The 21,635-nt window shown below is 65.3% G+C and carries 19 protein-coding genes and 1 pseudogene; 13 read left to right on the top strand and 7 right to left on the bottom strand.

What is annotated here, in order from left to right:
• Window positions 1–28: 28 nt before the first annotated feature.
• Complete coding sequence (locus tag H7K34_RS13195) at window positions 29–1,501, bottom strand: carboxyl transferase domain-containing protein (RefSeq protein WP_264062380.1); 1,473 nt, start codon at window positions 1,499–1,501, stop codon at window positions 29–31.
• A gap of 27 nt (window positions 1,502–1,528) precedes the next feature.
• Here H7K34_RS13195 and H7K34_RS13200 point away from each other — a divergent pair, with 27 nt between their 5' ends.
• A complete protein-coding gene (locus H7K34_RS13200; protein ID WP_264062382.1) occupies window positions 1,529–2,257 on the top strand; it encodes an enoyl-CoA hydratase in 729 nt (242 codons plus the stop codon).
• A gap of 5 nt (window positions 2,258–2,262) precedes the next feature.
• Entirely contained in the window at window positions 2,263–3,381 is a 1,119-nt protein-coding gene (locus H7K34_RS13205) for an MBL fold metallo-hydrolase (protein ID WP_264062384.1), read from the top strand.
• Here H7K34_RS13205 and mug read toward each other — a convergent pair.
• A complete protein-coding gene (gene mug / locus H7K34_RS13210; RefSeq protein WP_264062386.1) occupies window positions 3,359–3,892 on the bottom strand; it encodes a G/U mismatch-specific DNA glycosylase in 534 nt (177 codons plus the stop codon). The two genes, H7K34_RS13205 and mug, sit on opposite strands and share 23 nt — an antisense overlap.
• Window positions 3,893–4,196: 304 nt before the next feature.
• Between mug and H7K34_RS13215 the strand changes: the two are divergent.
• From H7K34_RS13215 to H7K34_RS13245, 7 genes and pseudogenes are all read left to right on the top strand, one after another.
• Window positions 4,197–5,045, top strand: a pseudogene (locus H7K34_RS13215) (serine hydrolase domain-containing protein); the annotation flags it as partial.
• 153 nt (window positions 5,046–5,198) lie between these two features.
• Entirely contained in the window at window positions 5,199–5,522 is a 324-nt protein-coding gene (locus tag H7K34_RS13220) for a DUF3471 domain-containing protein (protein WP_264062475.1), read from the top strand.
• A complete protein-coding gene (locus H7K34_RS13225) occupies window positions 5,519–7,912 on the top strand; it encodes a cation-translocating P-type ATPase (protein ID WP_264062387.1) in 2,394 nt (797 codons plus the stop codon). Before H7K34_RS13220 ends, H7K34_RS13225 begins: the two co-directional genes overlap by 4 nt.
• Window positions 7,913–8,006: 94 nt before the next feature.
• Complete coding sequence (locus H7K34_RS13230; RefSeq protein WP_108924668.1) at window positions 8,007–8,195, top strand: antitoxin; 189 nt, start codon at window positions 8,007–8,009, stop codon at window positions 8,193–8,195.
• Between the two features lie 3 nt (window positions 8,196–8,198).
• A complete protein-coding gene (locus tag H7K34_RS13235) occupies window positions 8,199–8,672 on the top strand; it encodes a type II toxin-antitoxin system Rv0910 family toxin (RefSeq protein ID WP_264062388.1) in 474 nt (157 codons plus the stop codon).
• A 142-nt stretch (window positions 8,673–8,814) separates the two neighbouring features.
• Window positions 8,815–9,900, top strand: coding sequence for an SAM-dependent methyltransferase (locus tag H7K34_RS13240; RefSeq protein ID WP_264062389.1), 1,086 nt, complete (start codon window positions 8,815–8,817; stop codon window positions 9,898–9,900).
• A 78-nt stretch (window positions 9,901–9,978) separates the two neighbouring features.
• Window positions 9,979–10,404: a hypothetical protein gene (locus H7K34_RS13245; RefSeq protein WP_264062390.1), complete on the top strand. Its 426-nt coding sequence runs from the start codon at window positions 9,979–9,981 to the stop codon at window positions 10,402–10,404.
• 4 nt (window positions 10,405–10,408) lie between these two features.
• On the opposite strand, the gene H7K34_RS13250 is transcribed toward H7K34_RS13245, so the two are convergent.
• The 4 genes from H7K34_RS13250 to H7K34_RS13265 all read right to left on the bottom strand — a co-directional run bounded on the left by H7K34_RS13250 (window position 10,409) and on the right by H7K34_RS13265 (window position 15,249).
• On the bottom strand, window positions 10,409–10,900 hold the full coding sequence (locus tag H7K34_RS13250) for a VOC family protein (protein ID WP_264062391.1): 492 nt from the start codon (window positions 10,898–10,900) through the stop codon (window positions 10,409–10,411).
• A gap of 31 nt (window positions 10,901–10,931) precedes the next feature.
• Window positions 10,932–12,446: a carotenoid oxygenase family protein gene (locus H7K34_RS13255; RefSeq protein WP_264062393.1), complete on the bottom strand. Its 1,515-nt coding sequence runs from the start codon at window positions 12,444–12,446 to the stop codon at window positions 10,932–10,934.
• Window position 12,447: 1 nt separating this feature from the next.
• Window positions 12,448–13,674, bottom strand: coding sequence for an acetyl-CoA acetyltransferase (locus tag H7K34_RS13260; protein ID WP_264062394.1), 1,227 nt, complete (start codon window positions 13,672–13,674; stop codon window positions 12,448–12,450).
• Window positions 13,675–13,902: 228 nt separating this feature from the next.
• Window positions 13,903–15,249: an MFS transporter gene (locus H7K34_RS13265; protein ID WP_264062476.1), complete on the bottom strand. Its 1,347-nt coding sequence runs from the start codon at window positions 15,247–15,249 to the stop codon at window positions 13,903–13,905.
• Between the two features lie 238 nt (window positions 15,250–15,487).
• Here H7K34_RS13265 and H7K34_RS13270 point away from each other — a divergent pair, with 238 nt between their 5' ends.
• Both H7K34_RS13270 and H7K34_RS13275 read left to right on the top strand, forming a co-directional pair.
• Window positions 15,488–15,724, top strand: a complete 237-nt coding sequence (locus tag H7K34_RS13270) for a hypothetical protein (protein WP_264062395.1) — start codon at window positions 15,488–15,490, stop codon at window positions 15,722–15,724.
• 477 nt (window positions 15,725–16,201) lie between these two features.
• Window positions 16,202–17,683, top strand: a complete 1,482-nt coding sequence (locus tag H7K34_RS13275; protein WP_264062396.1) for a DUF4185 domain-containing protein — start codon at window positions 16,202–16,204, stop codon at window positions 17,681–17,683.
• A gap of 68 nt (window positions 17,684–17,751) precedes the next feature.
• Here H7K34_RS13275 and H7K34_RS13280 read toward each other — a convergent pair whose 3' ends face one another.
• Window positions 17,752–18,486 carry a potassium channel family protein gene (locus tag H7K34_RS13280; RefSeq protein ID WP_264062397.1) on the bottom strand — a complete coding sequence of 245 codons (735 nt, stop codon included), beginning with the start codon at window positions 18,484–18,486 and terminating at the stop codon, window positions 17,752–17,754.
• A gap of 185 nt (window positions 18,487–18,671) precedes the next feature.
• Between H7K34_RS13280 and H7K34_RS13285 the strand changes: the two genes are divergently transcribed.
• The gene (locus H7K34_RS13285) at window positions 18,672–20,168 is read left to right on the top strand and encodes a potassium/proton antiporter (protein WP_264062398.1); all 1,497 of its coding nucleotides are present in this window, start codon (window positions 18,672–18,674) and stop codon (window positions 20,166–20,168) included.
• A 336-nt stretch (window positions 20,169–20,504) separates the two neighbouring features.
• On the top strand, window positions 20,505–21,581 hold the full coding sequence (locus H7K34_RS13290; RefSeq protein WP_264062399.1) for a GGDEF domain-containing protein: 1,077 nt from the start codon (window positions 20,505–20,507) through the stop codon (window positions 21,579–21,581).
• Window positions 21,582–21,635: the final 54 nt, after the last annotated feature.

Consider the following 21,635-nt stretch of genomic DNA (forward strand, 5'->3'; position numbering starts at 1 on the left):
GTCGGCCACCTGGCTGCGCCCAAGTGCTTCACGGCAATCCGATGCCGCGGTAGCGCCGCAGCCGTTCGCTGATGCGCTCGGAGCCCGGGATGTCGCGCAGTGCATGTACTTCCGCGGCGATGGCACCCGACAGTCGCTGGGAGAACTCGATCGGTTCGTCGGCGGCGTCGGGAAGCTCCGGCACGATCGCGTCGACGATCCCGGAGCGCAGCAGGTCTGCGGACCGGATGCCTTGGGCCGCAGCAAGTTCAGGAGCGTGCTCGGTGTCGCGGAAGACAATCGCGCTGGCGCCCTCGGGTGGCAGCGGGGCCAGCCAGCCGTGCAGCGCGGCCAGCACCCGGTCGGCGGGCACCATCGACAGCGCCGGCCCGCCGCTGCCCTGGCCCAGCAGCACCGACACCGTCGGGGTATCCAGCGTCACCAGCTCGGCCACACATTGGGCGATCTGACCGGCCAACCCGCCCTGCTCCGCCTCGGCCGACAGCGCGGGACCGGCGGTGTCGATCACCAGCACCAGCGGCAGCCGCAGCTCAGCGGCCAACGCCATGCCGCGACGCGCTTCCCGCAACGACGCGGGCCCGACGAGCCCCCCGGTGAGGCGCTGCTGGCCGAGGACCACCGTGGGCTGGCCGGCGAATCGGGCCAACGCCAACAGCGTGGTCGCGGCCTCTCCGCTGCCGGTGCCGGACAACAGCACCAGGTCGGTGGCGCCGTGTCGCAGCAGATGGCCGACACCCGGTCGGTCCGGCCGCCGCGACGCCAGCACCGAATCCCATGCCGGCACATCGGGTATCGATTCGGCGGGCCCCGCGGCGGGCAGCGGCCCGGGCGGGTCGGCGATGACCGTCAGCGCGCGATCCACGGTTCGGCGCAGCTCGTCGATGGCGACGACGCCGTCGATCACCCCATGCCGCTGCAAGTTCTCCGCGGTCTGGATGCCGGGCGGGAACGGTTCGCCGTAGAGCTGCTCGTACACCCGCGGTCCGAGGAACCCGATCAGCGCGCCCGGCTCGGCGACGGTGATGTGACCGAGCGATCCCCATGACGCGAAAACCCCGCCGGTGGTGGGGTTCCGCAGGTAGACGAGGTAGGGCAGGTGCGCCTGCTTGTGCAGCCGGACAGCCGCGGCGATCTTCACCATCTGCAGAAACGCGACGGTGCCCTCTTGCATGCGGGTGCCGCCGGAGCTTGGCGAGGCCAGCAGCGGGAGCCGCTCGGCCGTGGCGCGCTGCACGGCATCGGTGATGCGTTCGGCCGCTGCGACCCCGATCGACCCGCCGAGGAAGCTGAACTCACACACCACCACCGCCACCCGGCGGCCGAATATTCGTCCTTCGCCGGTCAGCACCGCTTCGTCGCGGCCGGTGGCGGCCCGGGCGTCGGCCAGTTCTCGCGCGTAGGCGTCGCTAATCGGTATCGCCAGCGGTTCGCTGTCCCAGCTCACGAAGGAGCCCTCGTCCAGCACCGCATCCTGCAGTTGGTCGGTCGTGATGCGACTCACGGGTTGAGGCTATATAGGCTGGCGCCCATGATCGGTATCACGCAGGTCGAAGCCGTAATGACCATCGAGTTGCAGCGTCCTGAGCGTCGCAACGCCCTGAACTCGCAGCTGGTCGAGGAGCTGCGGGAGGCGGTGCTGAAGGCCGCTGACGGATCCACCCGCGCGATCGTGCTGACCGGCCAGGGCACGGTGTTCTGCGCCGGTGCTGACCTGAGCGGCGACGCGTTCGCCGCCGACTACCCGGACCGGCTCATCGAACTGCACAAGGCCCTGGACGCGGCTCCCATCACGGTGATCGGCGCCATCAACGGGCCGGCTATCGGCGCGGGCCTGCAGCTGGCCATGCAATGTGATCTGCGGGTCGTCGCCCCGGATGCGTTCTTCCAGTTTCCGACTTCGAAATACGGTCTTGCCCTTGATAACTGGAGCATCCGGCGGCTGTCGTCGTTGGTCGGTCACGGCCGGGCCCGGGCGATGCTGCTGACCGCGGAGAAGCTGAGCGCCGAGACAGCGCTGCAGACCGGGATGGCCAACCGCCTTGGCACTCTCGAAGATGCGCAGGCCTGGGCGCAAGAGATCGCCGGATTGGCGCCGCTGGCGATCCAGCACGCCAAGCGGGTACTCAACGACGACGCTATCGAGGAGGCAGGGCAAGTGCACAAGGAGCTCTTCGACAAGGCCTGGGGCAGTCAGGACGTCATCGAAGCGCAGGTCGCCCGGATAGAGAAGCGGGCGCCTAGGTTCCAGGGGGCCTGACGGTCATGGTCCCCGCCGCGCTGCGCCTTGCCGCCGGCACAGTCACGCTCGCCGCAGGCGGGTGGATGTTGCGCGCGCTGCACGGCGCTCCGGCTGCACTCGGAGCCGACCCGTCGTCGATCCGGGCGGTGACGCAGCACTCGCCGAATGTCCGCGACGGCGTCTTCGCCAACCTCGAAGCCGCCTCGAATCCCAACTTGGATCGCGAGCAGCTCGCGCTGATTGCGAGGGAGTTCGTGGGTACACGCGGCAGGGGCCGGCCGGCCGCGCCAATCCCGTTGGCGGCGCCCGGGGCGTTCGACGCCGACCCCAGCGGATTGGCCGTCAGCTGGCTGGGCCATTCCACTGCCCTGCTGGAGATCGACGGTTACCGGGTGCTTACCGATCCGGTGTGGAGTCAGCGCTGCTCGCCGTCGGACGTGATCGGACCGGAGCGCCTGCATCCGGCGCCACTGGAGCTCGAAGCGCTGCCTGCGATCGACGCCGTGGTGATCAGCCATGACCACTACGACCACCTCGACATCGACACCGTCCTCGCACTCGCCCGCACTCAGCGGGCGCCGTTCTTCGTGCCGCTCGGCGTGGGCGCTCACCTGCGCTCGTGGGGCATACCCGGTCATCGCGTCGTCGAACTCGACTGGAATGAAACCGGTCACGTCGACGAACTGAACCTGATTTGCCTGCCGGCACGGCACTTTTCGGGCCGGTTCCTGGACCGCAACACCACGCTGTGGGCATCGTGGGGAATCATCGGCCCCAGCCACCGCGCCTATTTCGGCGGGGACAGCGGCTACACGAAAAGCTACGAGCAGATCGGCGCCGATCACGGACCGTTCGATCTGACACTATTGCCCATCGGCGCCTATATGCCGGGATTGCCGGACGTGCACATGAATCCCGAGGAGGCGGTGCGAGCCCACCTGGATCTCACCGCCGCCGGATCCGGGCTTCTGGTGCCCATCCACTGGTGCACCTTCCGGCTGGCGCCGCACCCCTGGGCAGGACCGGTGGAGCGGATGTTGGCGGCTGCGCAAGCCGCCGAAGTCACGGTCGCGATTCCCGCGCCCGGACAACGCATTGACCCCGCCGGGCCCCTGCGATTCAACCCGTGGTGGCGGTTGTAAAACCGGATTCGCCAAGCGCACAACGTAGTTCGGTGTAAGCGCTAACGAGATCGTTCAGCGTGAATCCTCTGTTGAGGCCGCTTGGATTGGGCAGCACCCATGCCGTGGTGTTGGCAAACCCGGGACTGTAGGGGCCCCAGCCGATTTTCGGTCGGCCGGTCATCGCCGCCAGGGCGCGTTTCCCGAGGAATCCGATCGCTCGCGGCGCGTAGCGGCGCATCTTCGCCTCGAATTCGGGTCGGGCCCGCCGGAACTCTTCCGTCGAGACATCGCTGGCCTGTCGAGTCGGCCGACTGACAACCGCGGTGATACCGCAGCCGTAGTCGAGTAGCCGGCGCTCATCTTCGGGCCGCAATCGCGTATCGGTAAATCCGGCCAGGTGCAGTACGGACCAAAAACGGTTGCTCCGGTTCGAGAAGTTATGGCCGTCGACGGCCGCGGTTGTCGCGGGGTTCATGCCGCAGAAGACGATGTCGAGAGCTGGGGCGAGGATGTCTGGTTCGTACGCCATAATGCCGATACTCCCATCGGACCGGCACGCTAAAGTCTGCGGGCATGACGAAACGCGCGGCACGTGCCGCTGTTGTGGTGATGGTGTTGCTCGCATTGGTCGGATGCGGATCTGGGCAACCCGTGTCGAGCCCGCCGCCGGCGTTGTCTGACGCGCCTCCCAACGAGGTGTCGGGTACCGACATTCCGCCCGGCCGCATCGACGAGGCCATTTCGAAGGTCGACGGCCTGGTCAACGACCTGATGCACAGCACCGGCGTTCCGGGCATGTCCGTTGCCATTGTCCGCGGCGGAAAAGCCGTGTACGCCAAGGGCTTCGGCGCAAGGATGCCAGTAAAGGCACGGGTCAAGACAACGAGGTCGACGCTGACACCGTTTTCCAGCTTGCCTCGGTGTCGAAATCGGTGGGCGCGACCGTGGTGGCACACGAGGTGACCAACAACGTCGTCACCTGGGACACGCCAGTGGCGGCCAAGCTGCCATGGTTCGCGCTGTCGGATCCCTACGTCACCGGTCACGTGACCGTCGCTGACATGTACTCGCACCGCTCCGGGCTGCCCGACCACGCCGGCGACAAACTGGAAGATCTCGGCTATGACCGCCGGCAGGTGCTGGAGCGGCTGAAATATCTACCGCTGGCGCCGTTTCGAAGCAGCTACGCCTACACCAACTTTGGCTTGACCGCGGCCGCCGAGGCGGTGGCGGCCGCGGCGGGCAAGTCCTGGGAGGACCTGTCCGACGAGGCGCTCTACCGGCCTCTGGGTATGGCGTTGACGAGTTCCAAGTACGCCGATTATCTGGCCAGGCCCAACCGTGCGGTGCTGCACGTCAAGGCCGGGGACAAGTGGGAGCCACGCTTCCAGCGCGACGCCGACGCGCAGACGCCCGCCGGCGGAGTGAGCTCGTCGATCAACGACATGGCGCGCTGGCTCACGATGGTGATGGCCAACGGAACCTACAACGGACAGCAGATCACCTCGCCCGAGGCGTTGCTGTCCGCCATCACGCCGCAGGTGATCTCGATGCCCGCGTCATCGCCGAAAGCGCGAGCCGGCACCTATGGTCAAGGTTTCAACGCCACGGTGAGCTCGTCGGGGCGCACCGAGTACAGCCACTCCGGAGGCTTTTCGTCGGGCGCGGCGACCAACTTTGTGGTGATGCCGTCGGAGGATGTCGGCATTATCGCGCTGACCAATGGTGCACCGTATGGGATTCCGGAAGCGCTGACCGCGCAATTCATGCATCTCGTGCAGTACGGCCAAGTTCGGGAGAACTGGGTGAGTCTGTACAACCACGCGCTCGGTTGGATGAACAACCCGCAGGGCTCGCTGGTCGGCAAGCAGCCCCCGGCCAATCCCGCGCCGGCCAGACCGCTCACCGACTACCTCGGCGTCTACGCCAGCGATTACTGGGGTCCGGCAGTCGTGACCCAAAATAACGGGCAACTGCAGCTGGCATTGGGTCCGAAGAATCAGGTGTTCGCCCTGTCGCACTGGGATGGCGATACGTTCACCTTCTCGATAACGGACGAAAATGCGCCTCCAGGAACGATTTCCAAGGCTGTGTTTTCCCCGAACACACTGAATCTGGAGTATTACGACACCGACAAGCTGGGAACGTTCACCCGATGAACGGCGGGCTAACCGCCGCCGAGGTGGCGCAACGGGTAGCCGAAGGTAATACCAACGCGATTGCAGCCCGCGCCGCCCGCAGCACCGCGGACATCGTTCGCGCCAACGTCTTCACCCGGATCAACGCAATCCTGGGCGTGCTGCTGGCGATCGTGCTGGCAACCGGTTCGCTGATCAACGGGCTGTTCGGCCTACTCATCATCGCCAACAGCGTCATCGGGATGGTGCAGGAGATTCGGGCCAAGCAGACACTGGACGCCCTCGCGATCGTCGGACAGGCGAAACCTTTGGTGCGCAGGCAATCCGGGACTCACACGCTGTCGCCCAGCGAGGTGGTGCTCGACGACGTCATCGAGCTCGGCCCGGGCGATCAAATTGTGGTCGACGGCGAGGTTCTCGAGGAGGAGAACCTGGAGGTCGACGAATCGCTGCTGACCGGTGAGGCCGACCCGATCGGCAAGGATGCCGGTGACGTGGTCATGTCGGGCAGCTTCGTCGTCGCCGGCACCGGCGCCTACCGGGCCACCAAGGTCGGCCCGGCGGCCTACGCCGCCAAGCTCGCCGACGAGGCCAGCAAATTCACACTAGTGAAATCCGAACTGCGCAATGGCATTAACCGCATTCTGCAGTTCATCACCTACCTGTTGGTGCCGGCCGGCCTGCTGACGATCTACACGCAGTTGTTCACCACGCATGCGGGGTGGCAGCAGTCGGTGCTGCGGACGGTGGGTGCGCTGGTGCCGATGGTGCCCGAAGGTCTGGTGCTGATGACATCGATCGCGTTCGCGGTCGGCGTGATCAGGCTGGGGCAGCGTCGCTGCCTGGTGCAGGAATTGCCCGCGATCGAGGGGTTGGCTCGCGTGGACGTGGTCTGCGCCGACAAGACGGGCACCTTGACCGAAAGCGGGATGCGGGTCTGCGATGTCGCCGAACTCGCCGCGCAGCAGTCGGCGGCCATCGCGGATGCGCTGGCCGCGCTGGCCGCGGCCGACCCGCGTCCCAACGCCAGCATGCAGGCGATCGCCGAAACCTTTGACCAGCCGCCCGGCTGGGTAGCCACGGCCACAGCGCCTTTCAAGTCTGCGACCAAATGGAGCGGCGTGTCCTACTGCGATCACGGCAACTGGGTCATCGGTGCGCCAGACGTGTTGCTCGACCCGGCTTCGGCGGCGGCTGCGCAGGCCGAACGGATCGGGGCGCGAGGAATGCGGGTACTGCTGCTCGGCGCGGCCGAGGTAGCGATGGACGACCCCGGCGCGCCGGGTCGAGTTACGCCGGCCGCGCTGGTGGTGCTGGAACAGAAGGTGCGCCCGGACGCCCGCGAGACAGTGGAGTATTTTGCCGCCCAAGATGTTTCGGTGAAGGTGATCTCCGGCGACAACGCGGTCTCAGTCGGTGCGGTGGCCGCCAATCTTGGGCTGCCCGGTGAGGCGCTGGACGCACGCCAACTACCCACCGACCCCGGCGAACTTGCCGACACACTGGACGCCTACACGACCTTTGGCCGGGTGCGGCCCGATCAGAAACGCGCCATCGTGCACGCTTTGCAGGCGCACGGACACACCGTTGCGATGACGGGCGACGGCGTCAACGACGTGCTGGCCCTCAAGGACGCCGACATCGGCGTGGCGATGGGCGCAGGTAGCCCGGCGTCGCGTGCGGTAGCACAGATAGTGTTGCTGGACAACAAGTTTGCCACGCTTCCCTATGTCGTCGGCGAGGGTCGCAGAGTGATCGGCAACATCGAGCGGGTGGCCAACCTGTTTCTCACCAAAACGGTGTATTCAGTGCTGCTCGCGTTGTTCGTCGGTATCGAGTGTCTGCTGTCCAAAACCCTGCGAGCAGATCCGCTGCTCTATCCGTTCCAGCCGATCCACGTCACGATCGCCGCGTGGTTCACCATCGGTATCCCGTCGTTCGTCTTGTCGCTGGCTCCCAACAACGAACGTGCTTATCCCGGCTTCGTCCGGCGTGTGCTGACCTCGGCGCTGCCGTCCGGATTGGTCGTTGGCACCGCGACTTTCGTCTCCTACCTGGTGGCCTACCGGGGCCGCCATGCCACCTTCGCCGAACAGGACCAAGCGTCGACCGCCGCGCTGATCACGCTGCTGGTGACCGCGCTGTGGGTGCTCGCGGTGGTGGCGCGTCCCTACCAGTGGTGGCGGGTCGCGCTGGTGGCTACCTGCGGGCTGGCCTATGTCGCGATCTTCAGTGTCCCGCTGGCGCAGCGGAAGTTTCTGCTCGACCCGTCGAATCTGGTGATCACCTCGACCGCGTTAGGGATCGGGGTGTTGGGCGCCGCGGCGGTCGAGGCGACTTGGTGGATCCGGGCCAGGATGCTCGGGATCGAGCCGCGGTTGTGGCGGGCCGACCAGGCCGAAGCCGACTAGGGCGATGAGGATGGTCCTGACTCCGGCCAGTAGGGTTCTACCAGCAAAGAAGGATCCCCGGCAGCCCCGGGGATTGGCGGGGAAGGGACAGCGCATGGGATTCCTGGACAAGGCGAAGGACCTGTTGGCGCAGAACGCCGACAAGGTGGAGACGGCGATCGACAAGGCCGGCGAGTTCGTCGACGACAAGACGCAGGGCAAGTACTCCGACACCATCCACAAGGTGGCCGAAGAAGCCAAGAAGGCCGCTAACCCGGATGCCCCGGACGGCCAGCAGGGCTAGCGCATGGCGAAACTGTCCGGATCGATCGACGTACCGCTGCCGCCGGACGAGGCCTGGAAGCACGCCTCCGATCTGTCCCGCTTCAAGGACTGGCTGAGCATCCACCGGGTGTGGCGCAGCAAGCTGCCCGACGACCTGCGAAAGGGCACGGTCATCGAATCGATCGTCGAGGTCAAGGGCATGCTCAATCGGATCAAGTGGACGATCGTGCATTACAAGCCGCCGGAAGGCATGACGCTCAACGGTGCCGGCGTCGGCGGCGTCAAGGTCAAGCTGATAGCCAAGGTCAAGCCGAAAGCCGACGGTTCGGTCGTCAGCTTTGACGTGCACCTCGGTGGCCCGGCGCTGTTCGGGCCGATCGGCATGATCGTCGCGGCGGCGTTGAGAAGCGACATCGACGAATCCCTGGAAAGATTCGTCACCGTGTTCACCACTCCAGATCCCAACCGCAACGGAGATCGTGGCGTCGGCCGCTGACCGCCTGGCGGACCTGCTTGCAACCACCGTCGGTCTCGAACTGCCGGTTCGGCTACGCGCCTGGGACGGAAGTGAAGCCGGCCCGCTAAACGAGCCAGAGGGTCCGGTTCTGATAGTCCGTTCCCGACGCGCATTGCGCCGATTGCTTTGGCGCCCAGGCGAACTAGGCCTGGCCCGCGCCTACGTGACCGGTGATATCGACGTCGAGGGCGATCTGGCCGACGGCCTGCGCCGGGCCTGGCGGCTGACCCGCTCGCACCCCGTCGCCTCGGTCTCCGCCCGGGGCGCGATGGTGGCGGCGGCGCGCGCGGCGCGGCTCGGGGCCATTGGAGGGCCGCCTGCAATCCCGGCCAGCGAAGCGCGGCTATCCGGCCGGCGGCACAGCCGCCGACGCGATCGAGCGGTGATCGCTCATCACTACGACCTGTCCAACGACTTCTACCGGCTGCTGCTCGACGACCACATGGCTTACTCGGCGGCGTATTTCACCGATGAAAGCCAATCGCTGCACGACGCACAGACCGCGAAGCTGGATCTGATTTGCCGCAAACTCGAACTCGAACCGGGCATGCGGCTCCTCGATGTGGGCTGCGGCTGGGGGTCGCTGATCCTGTACGCGGTGCGGCACTACGGCGTGCGCGCCACCGGCATCACGCTCTCGGGCCAGCAGCGCCAGTTCATCGAAGACCGGGCTGCCGAGCGCGGGCTGGCCGATAGCGTCGAGGTTCGGTTGCAGGATTACCGCGACTTCGGCAATGACCCGGAGTCGGCGGGGGTCTTTGATGCCGTCGCTTCCATCGAGATGGGCGAACACGTCGGCGAGCACTGGTATCCGGTCTACCTGCGGATCCTTGGCCGCGCGCTCAAACCCGGCGCGAAGCTGTTGCTGCAGCAGATGTCGCGTCGGGCCGACGCGGCGCCGGGCGGGGGAGCGTTCATCGAGGCCTACATCGCCGCCGACATGCACATGCGACCGCTCTGGCAGACGTTGCGTTACCTGCAGGATGCGGACTTCGAGGTGGCATCCGTCCAGGCGATGCGTGAGCACTACGCCCGCACCGCGCAGTGCTGGATCGCGACGCTGGAAGAGCGCTTCGACGAGTTTGTGGACCTGCTGGGCGATGAGGTCGCCCGCGTCTGGCGGTTGTATCTGGCCGGCGGCATGCTGGCGTTCGAGGAAGGCCGGATGGGCGTGGATCAGGTCCTCGCCGTCAAACCCGCCGGATGAACCGGGCGTGACCGTCGCACCCGCGGCGTAGCGCGTGGCGAGCGGCGGCCGGTCCGGCGCCCTATTAAGGTCGCACCCATGACCCGCCGCCTGCGTCCCGGATGGCTGGTGGCGTTGTTTGCCCTGGTCGTTTCGGCCAGCGCCTGGTTGCCCTGGCTGACGACGTCGGTCGGCGGCGGTGGCTGGGCCAGTGCGATCGGCGGCAAGCACGGCAGCCTGCAGCTTCCGCCGGGATTCGGCGCGGGCCAGCTCATTGTGCTGCTGTCCTCGGCCCTGTTGGTGACCGGGGCGATGGTGGGTCGTGGCTTGTCAGTGCGGCTTGCTTCGATTGCTGCGCTGGTCATTTCGCTGCTTATCGCGGCGCTGGTGGCATGGTACTACAAGCTCAATGTCAATCCGCCGGTGAATGCGGAGTACGGACTCTATGTCGGCGGGGTCGCCGCGGTCGTGTGTTCGGTTGCGTCGCTGCTCGCCGCCATCGTCTCCGGTCGCTCCAGGCGGTGAGACGTCAGACCGACGGGAACTCGTGTTTGCCTGAGACGGAGCTGTCGCCGGGCTCGTTGACGCCGAACACAAAGGGCGCGAACACGACCTCGCGGCCGTCGGGATCGCGGTAGGTGACCGCGCCCGTCGCCTCCCAGTACGGATGCTGCGGCTCGGCTTCGAGCCCCGCCTCCCGCAATCGCGCGACCGCCGCCTGCTGCGACGGCTGGTCAGGAAAGTACAGGCACAGTTGCTCGTGGTGGTCGACCACGACGTCGCCGTCGAGGGCCTGCACGATCTCCATCGTCAGGTTCCAGCTGGGCATACCGAAAATCGCTCCGTTGCTGCCATAGCTGTCCTCGAATGTCTCGAACAGTGGCAGCCCGACCAGGTCGCGGTAGAACCGCACGGTCTCTTCGAAGTTCGACGACCGGCGGGCGAAGCGAATGGCGCCGATCGGCGCCAGCTGGATGGGCCAGTGCGTTGTCCGACGGGGCTGTTGGTTGTTCTGTGCCATCTTATGGTGACGTGTCGCAGGGGCGCGGGGTTCAGAGCCCCACGGCCGATGCCGCGGACTCGGCGCTGTCCCAGCGTCGCAGCTGGGACCCGGGTGCCCACGTCGAATGGGTACCGCTGGAAATACGTTCCGGCAGTTGCAGTTTGCACACCGGCCCGTCGGCTATCCGGGCAGCGTCGAACACCACGCAATAGGACGCGTCGGTGTTCATGTCGGTGGTGAGAGTGATCAGGTAGCCGTCGTCTTCAGCGGCGGCACCCACCCGCGGCGCCATCGCGGTCTCGCTGCCGTACACACCGTCGCCGAATGAGATGCCTTCCTGGCCTCCGGTGCGCAGGTCATGTTTGATCAACCCGTCGAACAGGAACCAGCCCGGCTTCCCGGTGGCGGCGTAGGTGTAGCGGTAAGTGCCGCCCGCGTAGTCGGAGTTGATGGTCCCGAACTCGGTGATGGAGTCCGACAACTGCTCCTCTTTCACTGCGCCGGTGACCAGATTGAAGCGCCACCGGTGTAGCCGGGCCTGCAGGCGATCCAGCGCGAGGAAGCGAAATAGCTTCTCCTGCTTCGTTCCTCCGGTGTCGAGCGGCTGGGGATCGCCTTCGAAAAAGCCGTCCAGCACGATCTCGTCGCCGTCCTCGTAGGCGTTGGTGAAGTGCAGCACGAACGTCGGGTCCGCCTCGAACCATCGGATGTCCGCGGTCGAGCCGCGGCGCGGGATCACCGCGAAGCGCGACGGGATGTCCGGGTAGAAGCGCGGCAGGTGAACATCGTGTTCGAGCAGCCGCGGATCCCAGAACAACGGGAAATCGTTAAGGATGGCGTAGTTTTCGGTAAACGCCATGTCGTGGGGAAGCCGCGGATCCGGCAGCGGGATGTCGACGTAGTGGGCGAGTTCGTTGCTTTCGTCCACGACGCCGTAGCGCATGAACGGGTCCTGCTTGCTGTAGTTGAAGAAGAGCAGTTCTCCGGTTTTGTTGTCCACCTTTGGATGCGCGGACACGCCCCACTGGAAAGGGAAGTGCCCGTTCCAGTTTTCCTTGCCGAGTGTGTTGGCCGAGTACGGATCGATCCGGTACAGATCCCCGCACTGGTAGAAGCTGGTCAGCGCGATGCCGCGGTGCACGATGACGTCGGTGCTCGAGGCGTCCTTCATCTTGGTACGCGCGCCCCAGCCTTCCTCGCGCTGGGCCAACTGCACCGGCTCCGCCAGCCCCGGCCACAGCGGCTCGCCGGCGTCGTTCTCGGCCAGGAAGCCGTCGGTGCGGATAAAACGGTTGCGGTAGAAGGCTTTTCCATCGCGAAAGCCGACCACATGCACCATGCCGTCGCCGTCGAAAGGGTGATAGGTCTTCAACGCCGGATGCAGCGGGTTCTCGGTGTTGCGCAGGTAGATGCCGTCGAGGTCGTTGGGGATTTCCCCTTCCATCGGGACGAGGTCGTTGGCGTCCCATTCGGTGGTCTGGGGTCGCCACGGGCCGGTGCGGTAGGGGTGGTCGTCGTCTTCGGGCAGGGTCGACAGGAACTTGCCGACGATCTCGACATCCATGTCACGCGCCTTTGGTTGTACTGACCACGAAACTGACCGTCGTGGCGGTGCTGCCGCCGAAATTCAGCGTTCCGAAGGTGTTTGCATCCTCGACTTGATAGTCACCGGCCCCGCCGCTGACTTGCTTAGCCGCATCAAGAAGCATCCGCACGCCGGACGCCCCGACCGGGTGTCCGCCGCCGATCAGCCCGCCGCTGGGGTTGATCGGGAGCCGGCCGCCTATTTCGATCTCCCCGTTTTCGATGGCCTTCCAGGATTCGCCCGGGCCGGTCAGCCCGATGTGGTCGATGGCCAGGTACTCGCTGGGGGTGAAGCAGTCATGCACCTCGAACCCGTCGATGTCGTCGAGCGTTACCTGGGCGCGGCGCAACGCGTCGAGCACCGCGGACCGCACGTGGGGGAGTACGTAGGGGTCGTCGGCGGACCGGTCCAGTTTTTGCTGCAGGCCCAACCCGACGGTGCGGTGCCCCCAGCCGTCGATACGGCCGATCGGGCGGGCATCGGGATGGTCCCGCAGATAGGCGTCGTTCACCAGGACCAATCCCGCACCGCCGTCGGTCATTTGACTGCAGTCGAATCGCCGCAGCCGGCCTTCGGTGATCGGGTTGGTCGCGTCGTCGTCGGGGATCGGGTCGGGGACAGTCCAGCCGCGGGTTTGGGCGTTGGGGTTGCGCCGCGCGTTGGTGAAGTTGAGATGTGCGATCGCCCGCAGATGGGTGTCGTCCAAGCCGTAGCGCCGGTCGTACTCGTCGGCGACTTGGGCGAACATCGACGGCCATAGGTAGCGAGCGCCGGCACCCTCGTGTCCGGTCCAGGCGGCGGCGCCGAGATACACGGCGGCGATGTCCCCGGGCACGGGCTTCTCCAGCTCGATGCCGATCACCAGGGCGGTGTCGTAGGCGCCTGAACGCAGGTCCGCGATCGCCGACAGCGCAGCGATGCTGCCGGACGCGCACGCGGCCTCATGTCGGGAGGCCGGGGTGTCCCAGAGCCCGTCGCACACCGTCGCTGGCATGGCGCCAAGGTGGCCCTGGCTGGCGAACATCTCGCCGAACGCATTTCCGACGTGGACCACTCCGATGTCTGTGGCGTCGACCTTGGCCGCGGCCAAAGTGGCGTCGACGACCTCGGCGGTCAGTGCGGCGAAGTCGCGATTCTCTTTGGTGAGATTGCGGGCGAAGTCACTCTGATAGCCGCCCAGAATCCATACGTTTGCCGAGCCATCCATACCAGCGCACGGTACTCCTGGATGACCCGGAAAATGGCGGACCCGTCGGCTCTCGGGCTGAACCGACGGGACCTAGATGTGCGCGTAGGCCGGCCAACGCGCACACCCTGTTGGGGCATTACCATCCCTGGGCGCGGGCAAACATGGCAGAACAACTTGCCTCATCATTCGCTGACGCCGCTCTGACCTGAGCTAACGACGATTGCCCTGCTCAGCGGCGGGTGGCGACTAGACAGCGCCTCCGACGAGCTCGGTCGGTTCGGGTTCATCCGGAGGCCGGGGAAAGGGATCCGACAGCGCGGCCGCGTGCCGGGAGTCGGCAAGATCAACGTCGGCGAGATCGATGCCGTTGGTCTCGTGGGCTGCCAGAGCGGCCAGGGCGCTCACCGCCGCGGCTGCCGCCAAATACCAGGCGATGGGCACCGATGAGTTATAGGTCTTGAGCAGTTGCACGGCGATTATCGGCGCCAGCGACCCGGCCACTATCGACGTGACCTGATAACCCAGCGACACTCCTGAATACCGCATCCGGGTCGGGAACATCTCGGCCATGGTCGACGGCTGAACCGCGTACATCACTCCGTGGAACACCAAACCGGTCACCACCGCCGACATGATGATCGCGTTGTTGCCGCTGTTCATCATTGGGAATGCGAAGAATCCCCAGGTGCCGGCAGCGACGGCACCCGCGAAATAGACTGGGCGCCTGCCTATTCGGTCACTGAGTTGCCCGAATAGGGGAATGACCGCGAAATGCACAGCATGCGCGACCAGTAGCCACCACAAGATCGCCTTGGTGTTGGCGTGGACCTGCACCTTGAGATAGGTGATCGAGAAGGTGACCACCAGGTAGTACATGATGTTCTCGCCCACGCGTAGTCCCATAGCAGTGAAAATGCCACGCGGGTAACGCTTTAACACCTCGAGCACGCCGGCTCGAGTCGATTCGGAATGCGTTGCTCGTCGCTGCGCTTCGAGGAAGATTGGGGCGTCAGTGACCTTGGTGCGGATGTAGTAACCGATCAGAACGACGATCGCGGACAGCCAGAAAGCCACTCGCCAGCCCCAGCTGAGGAACTCCGCATTCGACAGCGTCGAGGTGAGAATCAGGAGCACCGCGGTGGCCAGCATGTTCCCGCCCGGCACGCCGGCCTGCGGCCAACTCGCCCAGAAACCGCGGCTGGCATTCGGACTGTGCTCGGCGACAAGCAGAACGGCCCCGCCCCATTCGCCGCCAACGGCAAAGCCCTGGACGAACCGCAGCGTCACCAGCAGGGCCGGGGCCCAGTACCCGATCTGAGCGAACGTTGGCAGGCATCCCATTCCGAAGGTGGCGACACCCACTAGCAGCAGGCTCAGCTGCAGCAACTTCTTGCGTCCGTGCCGATCCCCGAGTTGGCCGAACACGATGCCGCCCAGCGGGCGGGCGGCGAAGCCGACGGCGTAAGTCACGAAGGCGGCGAAAATGGCGTCAAGGTCGTTGCCCCCCTGGGCAAAGAAGACTTTGCCGAACACCAGCGTGGCCGCGGTGCCGTAGAGAAAGAATTCGTACCATTCGACGACGGTGCCAGCCATGGAGGCAGCCACCACTCGCCGAAGGTAAGCGCGTCCGGTTCCAAATCGTTTGGGCTGCAAACCATCACCTGTGCTCACCGCTCGCCCTCCTTGGCGAAGCGCGCACCCGAGAGTCCGGGTGTGCTGCGGATGGGAGCGTACCCGTCCTGACCTGGCAACGCAGGTTGTCGGCGGTGTCTCAGGATTCCCTGACGGCCCATCGGATTTCGACAGGCCGGCTGACGGGCGCGTACCCGCCGTGCGGCGCTACCGCGGCGCCGGTGGTAGCGCGGGGGCCGCAGAAGGAGGTGGGGGAACCTGGGGAGCCGAGGACGGTAGCGGCGGCGCCTCGGACGGCAACGAGGGCGCAGACGACGGCAGCGGTGGCGGCTCGGGCGGAGTCAGTGTCGTGGTCGTAGTTGTCGTCGCCGTTGTTGTCGAGTCGGAGGGCGTCGTCGTGGTGGGCGTCGCGCTCACGATCCCGCCGGGGCTGTGACCGATCCACACCGCCGCTGTGATGGCGATGCCTGCGGCGGGCAACAAAGCAATGAGCCGGATATCCGAACTTGTCATGTCAGAGCCTTACTCGTGATGTGGCAGCATTATCCGTATAACGGTCCATTGCAATCCGATATACGGATCAGATGTGGTGATGTTAGCACCGCGGGTAGCGCGGATAACAGCACAATGCGCAGAGCAGGCACCGTTCGTCGGCGCTTCGAGGTGTGTTGGTGGGGCGGCTGCTCGATCGGCCACGTCAAGCACCGGGAGTGCGCCTGACGAAGTCGGCTAGCAAACGTGCGGAGGGAGCGCTGGAAACCAGGGTTGCGACCCGGTCACGGATGGATACCTATTAGCTGCTGGCTAGTCACAGAAGCCCCTTAAGTCACTATTGTCACATACGCCAACTGCGAACGTCAATGTGGCGTCTCGCTCCTGGAAAGGTGTGACTTTGTCGGGGATTCTTCGGACTATGTCGCTAGCGCTGGTGCCGGTGGCCGCTATCGCATACATCGTTGCGGCAGGACCCGCGCCATCAGCAAACGCCACGCCATGTGGTGCACCCGAGGCGAACGTCGAACCTCCGGCTGCGCCGCCGGCCATGCCCGCGCCGCAGCCGGTTGTTCAACCGCCGACTGGGCGAAGGCCTTCGCACGCGAATGACCAGGCGCCGCTGCCGAAGTTGGGGCCGCTGATAGCTTCGTTGCTTACGCCGACGGCTCCCGGCCAGCGATACTCGGCTCCGATGGTCCCGCAGGCGGGTGTAGTGCCACCGCCGGGGCCGAACCCGCCCGCGCCGGGGGGCCCGCAGTCACCCAACGTCACACCGTTGCGGCCGAACGCGGCCCCGGGTCAGCAGCCGGCGGCACAGCCGGCTCCCGAGGCGGCACCCCCGCCTCCGGCCCAGATCGCGGGAGCGCCGACGTCGTTGGTTGACTGGGTGACCGGCCCCAACGGCCCGAACAAGACGCTGCAACGTTTCGGCATTTCCGGGACGGACCTCGGAATCGTCTGGGACAACGGCGATCCTACGAACCGCCAGGCCCTGATGGCTTTTGGTGACACCTTCGGCTACTGCAAGGTCCGCGGCCAGCAATGGCGGTACAACGTGCTGTTCCGCAGCAATGACCATGACTTGTCTCAGGGAATCCACATCGCGGACGGTGTGCCCAACAACAACTACTCCGGCTCCCCGGTGTGGACCAACGGCCTCTCCAAGCAGGTCGTGAACACCATTCACAAGGCGAGTCACGAAACGGGAATCATCCCGACGTCGGCCATGTCGCTGGGCCGAACGCAGTACATGAGCTACATGTCGATTCGGCAATGGGGACATGACGGCGAATGGTCGACGAACTATTCGGCCATCGCGAGGTCCAACGACAACGGCCAGAACTGGGGGATATTCCCCGGTAGCATCCGCACTGCCGGCGCCGACACCGTGCCGGGCGCCGGGTTCACCCCGGGCAATGAGAACTTTCAAATGGGCGCCTTCATGAAGGGCAACGACGGCTATATCTACAACTTCGGGACGCCGTCGGGACGTGGTGGTGCGGCATTCCTGTCGCGCGTTCCCCCGGGTCAGCTGCCGGACTTGAGCAAGTACCAGTACTGGAACGGCGACAACGGCGGGCACTGGGTCCCGGCCAACCCGGGCGCGGCGACGCCGCTTTGGCCCGGGCCGGTCGGCGAGATGTCGGCCCAGTACAACAGCTACTTGAAGCAGTACCTGGTGCTGTACACCAACGGTGGCAGTAACGACGTGGTGGCACGGACCGCGCCGACGCCGCAAGGGCCGTGGAGTCCAGAGCAGCCGCTCGTCTCGTCGTTCCAGATGCCCGGCGGTATCTACGCGCCTATGATCCATCCCTGGTCGTCGGGTCGGGACCTCTACTTCAACCTATCGCTGTGGTCGGCGTACGACGTGATGCTGATGCACACGGTGCTGCCGTAGTCATGTCCTGGGTTGCGCACGGCAGAACGTGAATTGAGTTGCCGCACAAAACGTATGCCGGCCGGTAACTACTTCGCGTTCGATGATCCGGAGCCGAGGCCGCGCTGGGCGTCCCTGCGCCAGACTTTTCGGATCGTCTCCCACAGGGGCCCGCCTGTGTCGGCCTTGCTCGATAGGTCCGGGAAGTTGTTACTGACGAACAACATCTCGTCGCCGGCTTCGAGCACCTCGCCGGGCTGAGGAACTATCACGTTGTCTCCTCGGAGCACGGTGACCAAAACGGTGGCCTCAGGCAAATCCAATTCGCGCACTTGCTGCCCAACGAGTGGGTCACGTTCGGGCAGCGTCAGTTTCGTTAGTGCTGCTCGTCCTTCGTGAAGGGCCATCAATCGCACCAAGTGGCCAACGTCGATGGCGCCCTCGATTCCTGCAACCATGGCCTCCGGCGTCGAGACGGCCACGTCGATACCCCATGTCTGGGTGAAGAGCCACTCGTTGCGGACATCGTTGATCCGTGCCACCACCCTGGGCACCCCGAATTCGACCTTGGCCAGCAGGCCCACCACCAGATTGGACTTGTCATCTCCAGTTGCGGCAATCACGACGTCGCACGTCTGAAGGCCCGCCTCTTGCAATGCTGTCAGCTCGCAAGCGTCCGCATTCAGCCAGTCCGCATCGGGAACCGTGTTTGGTTCAAAGTTGCTGCGTTCGCGTTCAATCAACAGAATCTTGTGGCCGCTTTCCAGCAACTCGCCCGCGATCGAACGGCCGATCTTGCCCGCGCCGGCAATCGCGATTCGCATTTTTCGCTTCACCACTCAGCCATCTTGTCTCATCGAGGGTGGCAGGGTCCGGATACTTCACCAACCACACCGAGCGCTGCGCGGCCTGGTGCTGATTTACTGGCAGCACGCCAAGGGCAGTGCCTTCGTCGCAGATGAGTGCCGACCCGGCACCGGCTGCCGGGACATATCCGGACGGGAATGTAATGAGCTTGCAACAGCTGTATCTGGCGTTGCTGATCGGTGGCCTCGTGCTGCTGGCCAGCATTGTCGGCACTCGGGTGGCAAGTCGCGTCGGGTTTCCCAGCCTCCTTTTCTTCCTGTTGGTCGGTGTCGTGCTGGGCGAGGACGCGCTCGGTCTTCAGTTCGACGACGTGGAACTAGCCAGGAACATGGGCACAGCGGCGCTGGCCGTGATCCTCGTCGAAGGCGGTCTGACCACCCGGTTCGCCGACATTCGGAAGGTGCTGGCACCCGCGACCGCATTGGCCACAATCGGCGTCGTCATCAGCACGGTGATCACTGCCCTGGGGGCGCACCTACTCCTTCACATCGACTGGCAGCTCGCCTTGTTGCTCGGAGCCATTGTTTCCTCGACGGACGCCGCCGCGGTGTTCTCGGTCCTGCGGGTGCTCCCGTTGCCCCGGCGGGTGGCCGGACTGCTCGAGGCCGAGTCCGGTTTCAACGATGCGCCCGGTGTGATTCTGGTGCTGATGTTCAGTGTCACGCCCTTCGTGTTCGAGCCGGAGGGCGCGGTCACCGACCTGGCCGGTGAACTCCTCGGTGGTGTCGCGATCGGGGTGGCCATTGGGTACCTGGGTTCCTTCGGGCTGCGACGCATCGCGTTGCCGGCCTCGGGTCTGTACCCGATCGCGACCTTCGGATTGGGGCTTGTCGCGTTCGCCGCCGCCGGCGAGACGCATGCGAGCGGATTCATCGCCGCCTACCTGTCCGCGGTGGTGTTGGCTAACTCAGGCTTGCCACACAAGTCGGCGACCCGGTCGTTCGCCGAAGGAGTCGGCTGGTTGGCGCAGATCGGGCTGTTCGTGCTGCTCGGACTGTTGGTGAACCCCAGCGCGCTGGCGGGTGACATGGTCGCCGCGGTCGTCGTCGGACTCGTCCTGCTGCTCGTCGCCCGGCCGCTGTCGGTCGTGGTTTCGCTCGTATGGTTTCGCGTTCCCTGGCGCGAGCAGGTATTCCTCTCGTGGGCCGGCCTGCGGGGCGCAGTCCCCATCGTGTTGGCGACCTTTCCGGTAGTCGCCGGAGTGGCCGACAGCTATCGCTTGCTGAACATCGTGTTTGTGCTCGTCGTGGTGTTCACCTTGGTGCAGGGCCCCAGCTTTCGCCCGGTGGCTCAGCGACTGGGCCTGATCGCCCGTGAATCCACCCGGGAAATCCAAGTCGAGGCTGCGCCTCTAGACATGCTCGACGCGGAACTGCTGACCATGACGGTGCAAGCGCCGTCGCGGCTGCACAGTGTCACCATCGTCGAACTCCGGCTACCCGACCCTGCCGTCATCACGCTGATCATCCGCGACGGCCACACCTTCGTGCCAATTCCCGACACCCGGATCAAGACCGGCGACGAATTGCTGATCGTCACTACCAGCAAAACGCGGGCCGCGGCCGAATCCAGGCTTCGTGCAGTAAGCCGGCGCGGCAAACTCGCCTATTGGTTCGACGAATACGGAGAAGTTGAATGAGGCCGTCGATGGCTGCTCCCGTAGCAGCACCCGTCATGACGGGGTGATGACGCAGTGCTCGTAGGCGACCACAGTCTCACCCGGCAAGGCCACAACCTGCTGGAATGCTGAGACCAGCGCGGCTGCCACCCCATTTCTCGATGCCGGCTACCCCAATGGGTGGTAAGCGCGCTACCCCCTCGTAGGGTGGACCGCGACGCGGTCCCTATTTACTTGTCAGCGCACACCGGCAACTGCGCTACGTGGCGCTCTTTGAGTGACGAATGTGATTTCACATATGCGACTCGAAATTCTCCAGCTGGTAATTCCCGCTGGCTCCACACGGGTGGGTCGGTAGTGAAACAATCCGATCACTACGACCTGCTCACTGCTTATTTAAAAAACCGCGGTCTGCAAACCGTCTGGCAAAGATCGAATTTCATTGTCATTGCCGCGCAGTCGGCGCTGCCGGCGATCCTGCTGTCCAGCCCTACCGGGCCTGCCCAGCCGGCCGCGCGGGCGGTATCGGTCGCGATATCGGCCCTGGGGCTGGTCGGCGCAACGCTGTGGCTGATCCGTTGGCCCAGCCGCCGAGAGTCGATCCTCTTCGCGTTTTCGGCAATGGCGGCCATCGCAGTCGGGTCCTTGTTCTTGTCCAACCCCTACACCGGTCTGATGGGATGCACGATCTTTGCGGTCCTCGGTGGCTTCATCGCGTACTTCCACTCGATTCGCCTCGTGCTGACCAACTTCGCCGTGGCGGCGACTTGCGCGGTGATCCTGGCGCATCGATTCATCGTGGAGACTGGCGATGTCGCCTTGATCAGCGCCGGGCTGATAACCGTTGCGGTGCTCAATCTCGGTGTCCCGTTTGGCATTCTGTCGTTGATGCATACGCTGCGCAACGACCTCCGAAGTTCTGACCGCGATTCACTCACCGGCTTGCACAACCGGCGCTCGTTCTACAACGCCGTGTCCGAGCTGATGGCGCTGCACGGCCGCCCAGCCGGAACGTATCTGGTGACGGCGGTGATCGACCTGGACAACTTCAAGCAGATCAACGACACCCAGGGGCATGCCGTCGGTGATCAGGCGTTGGTGGCAGTCGGCTCGGCTCTCGAGCAGAACTGCCGGCCGGCTGCGGTGATCGCTCGTATCGGCGGCGAGGAATTCGTCGTCGTCGATACCGCCGCCACGCCGCAGCACGCGAATATGACCGAAGGGCTCCGCCAGGCGGTAGCCGACGTTCCCTTCCCGATTACCGCCAGCATCGGGACATCCGCGATCGCACTGACAGAGCTGTCGGCGATACCCGACATGCAAGTCATCGACGACTTGATCGGCACCGCCGACGCCGCGATGTATGAGGCCAAACGTGCCGGGGGCAATCGGGTATCTCACTCCGCGGAATTGGAACCACGCGCCGCGCACTAGCTTCGACTTCCGATGCCAAGGCGTGTCGTCCAACGGTTTTCCATTTTGCGGCAG

Source organism: Mycobacterium montefiorense, from assembly GCF_025823255.1.
GTDB classification, from domain to species: Bacteria; Actinomycetota; Actinomycetes; order Mycobacteriales; family Mycobacteriaceae; genus Mycobacterium; species Mycobacterium montefiorense.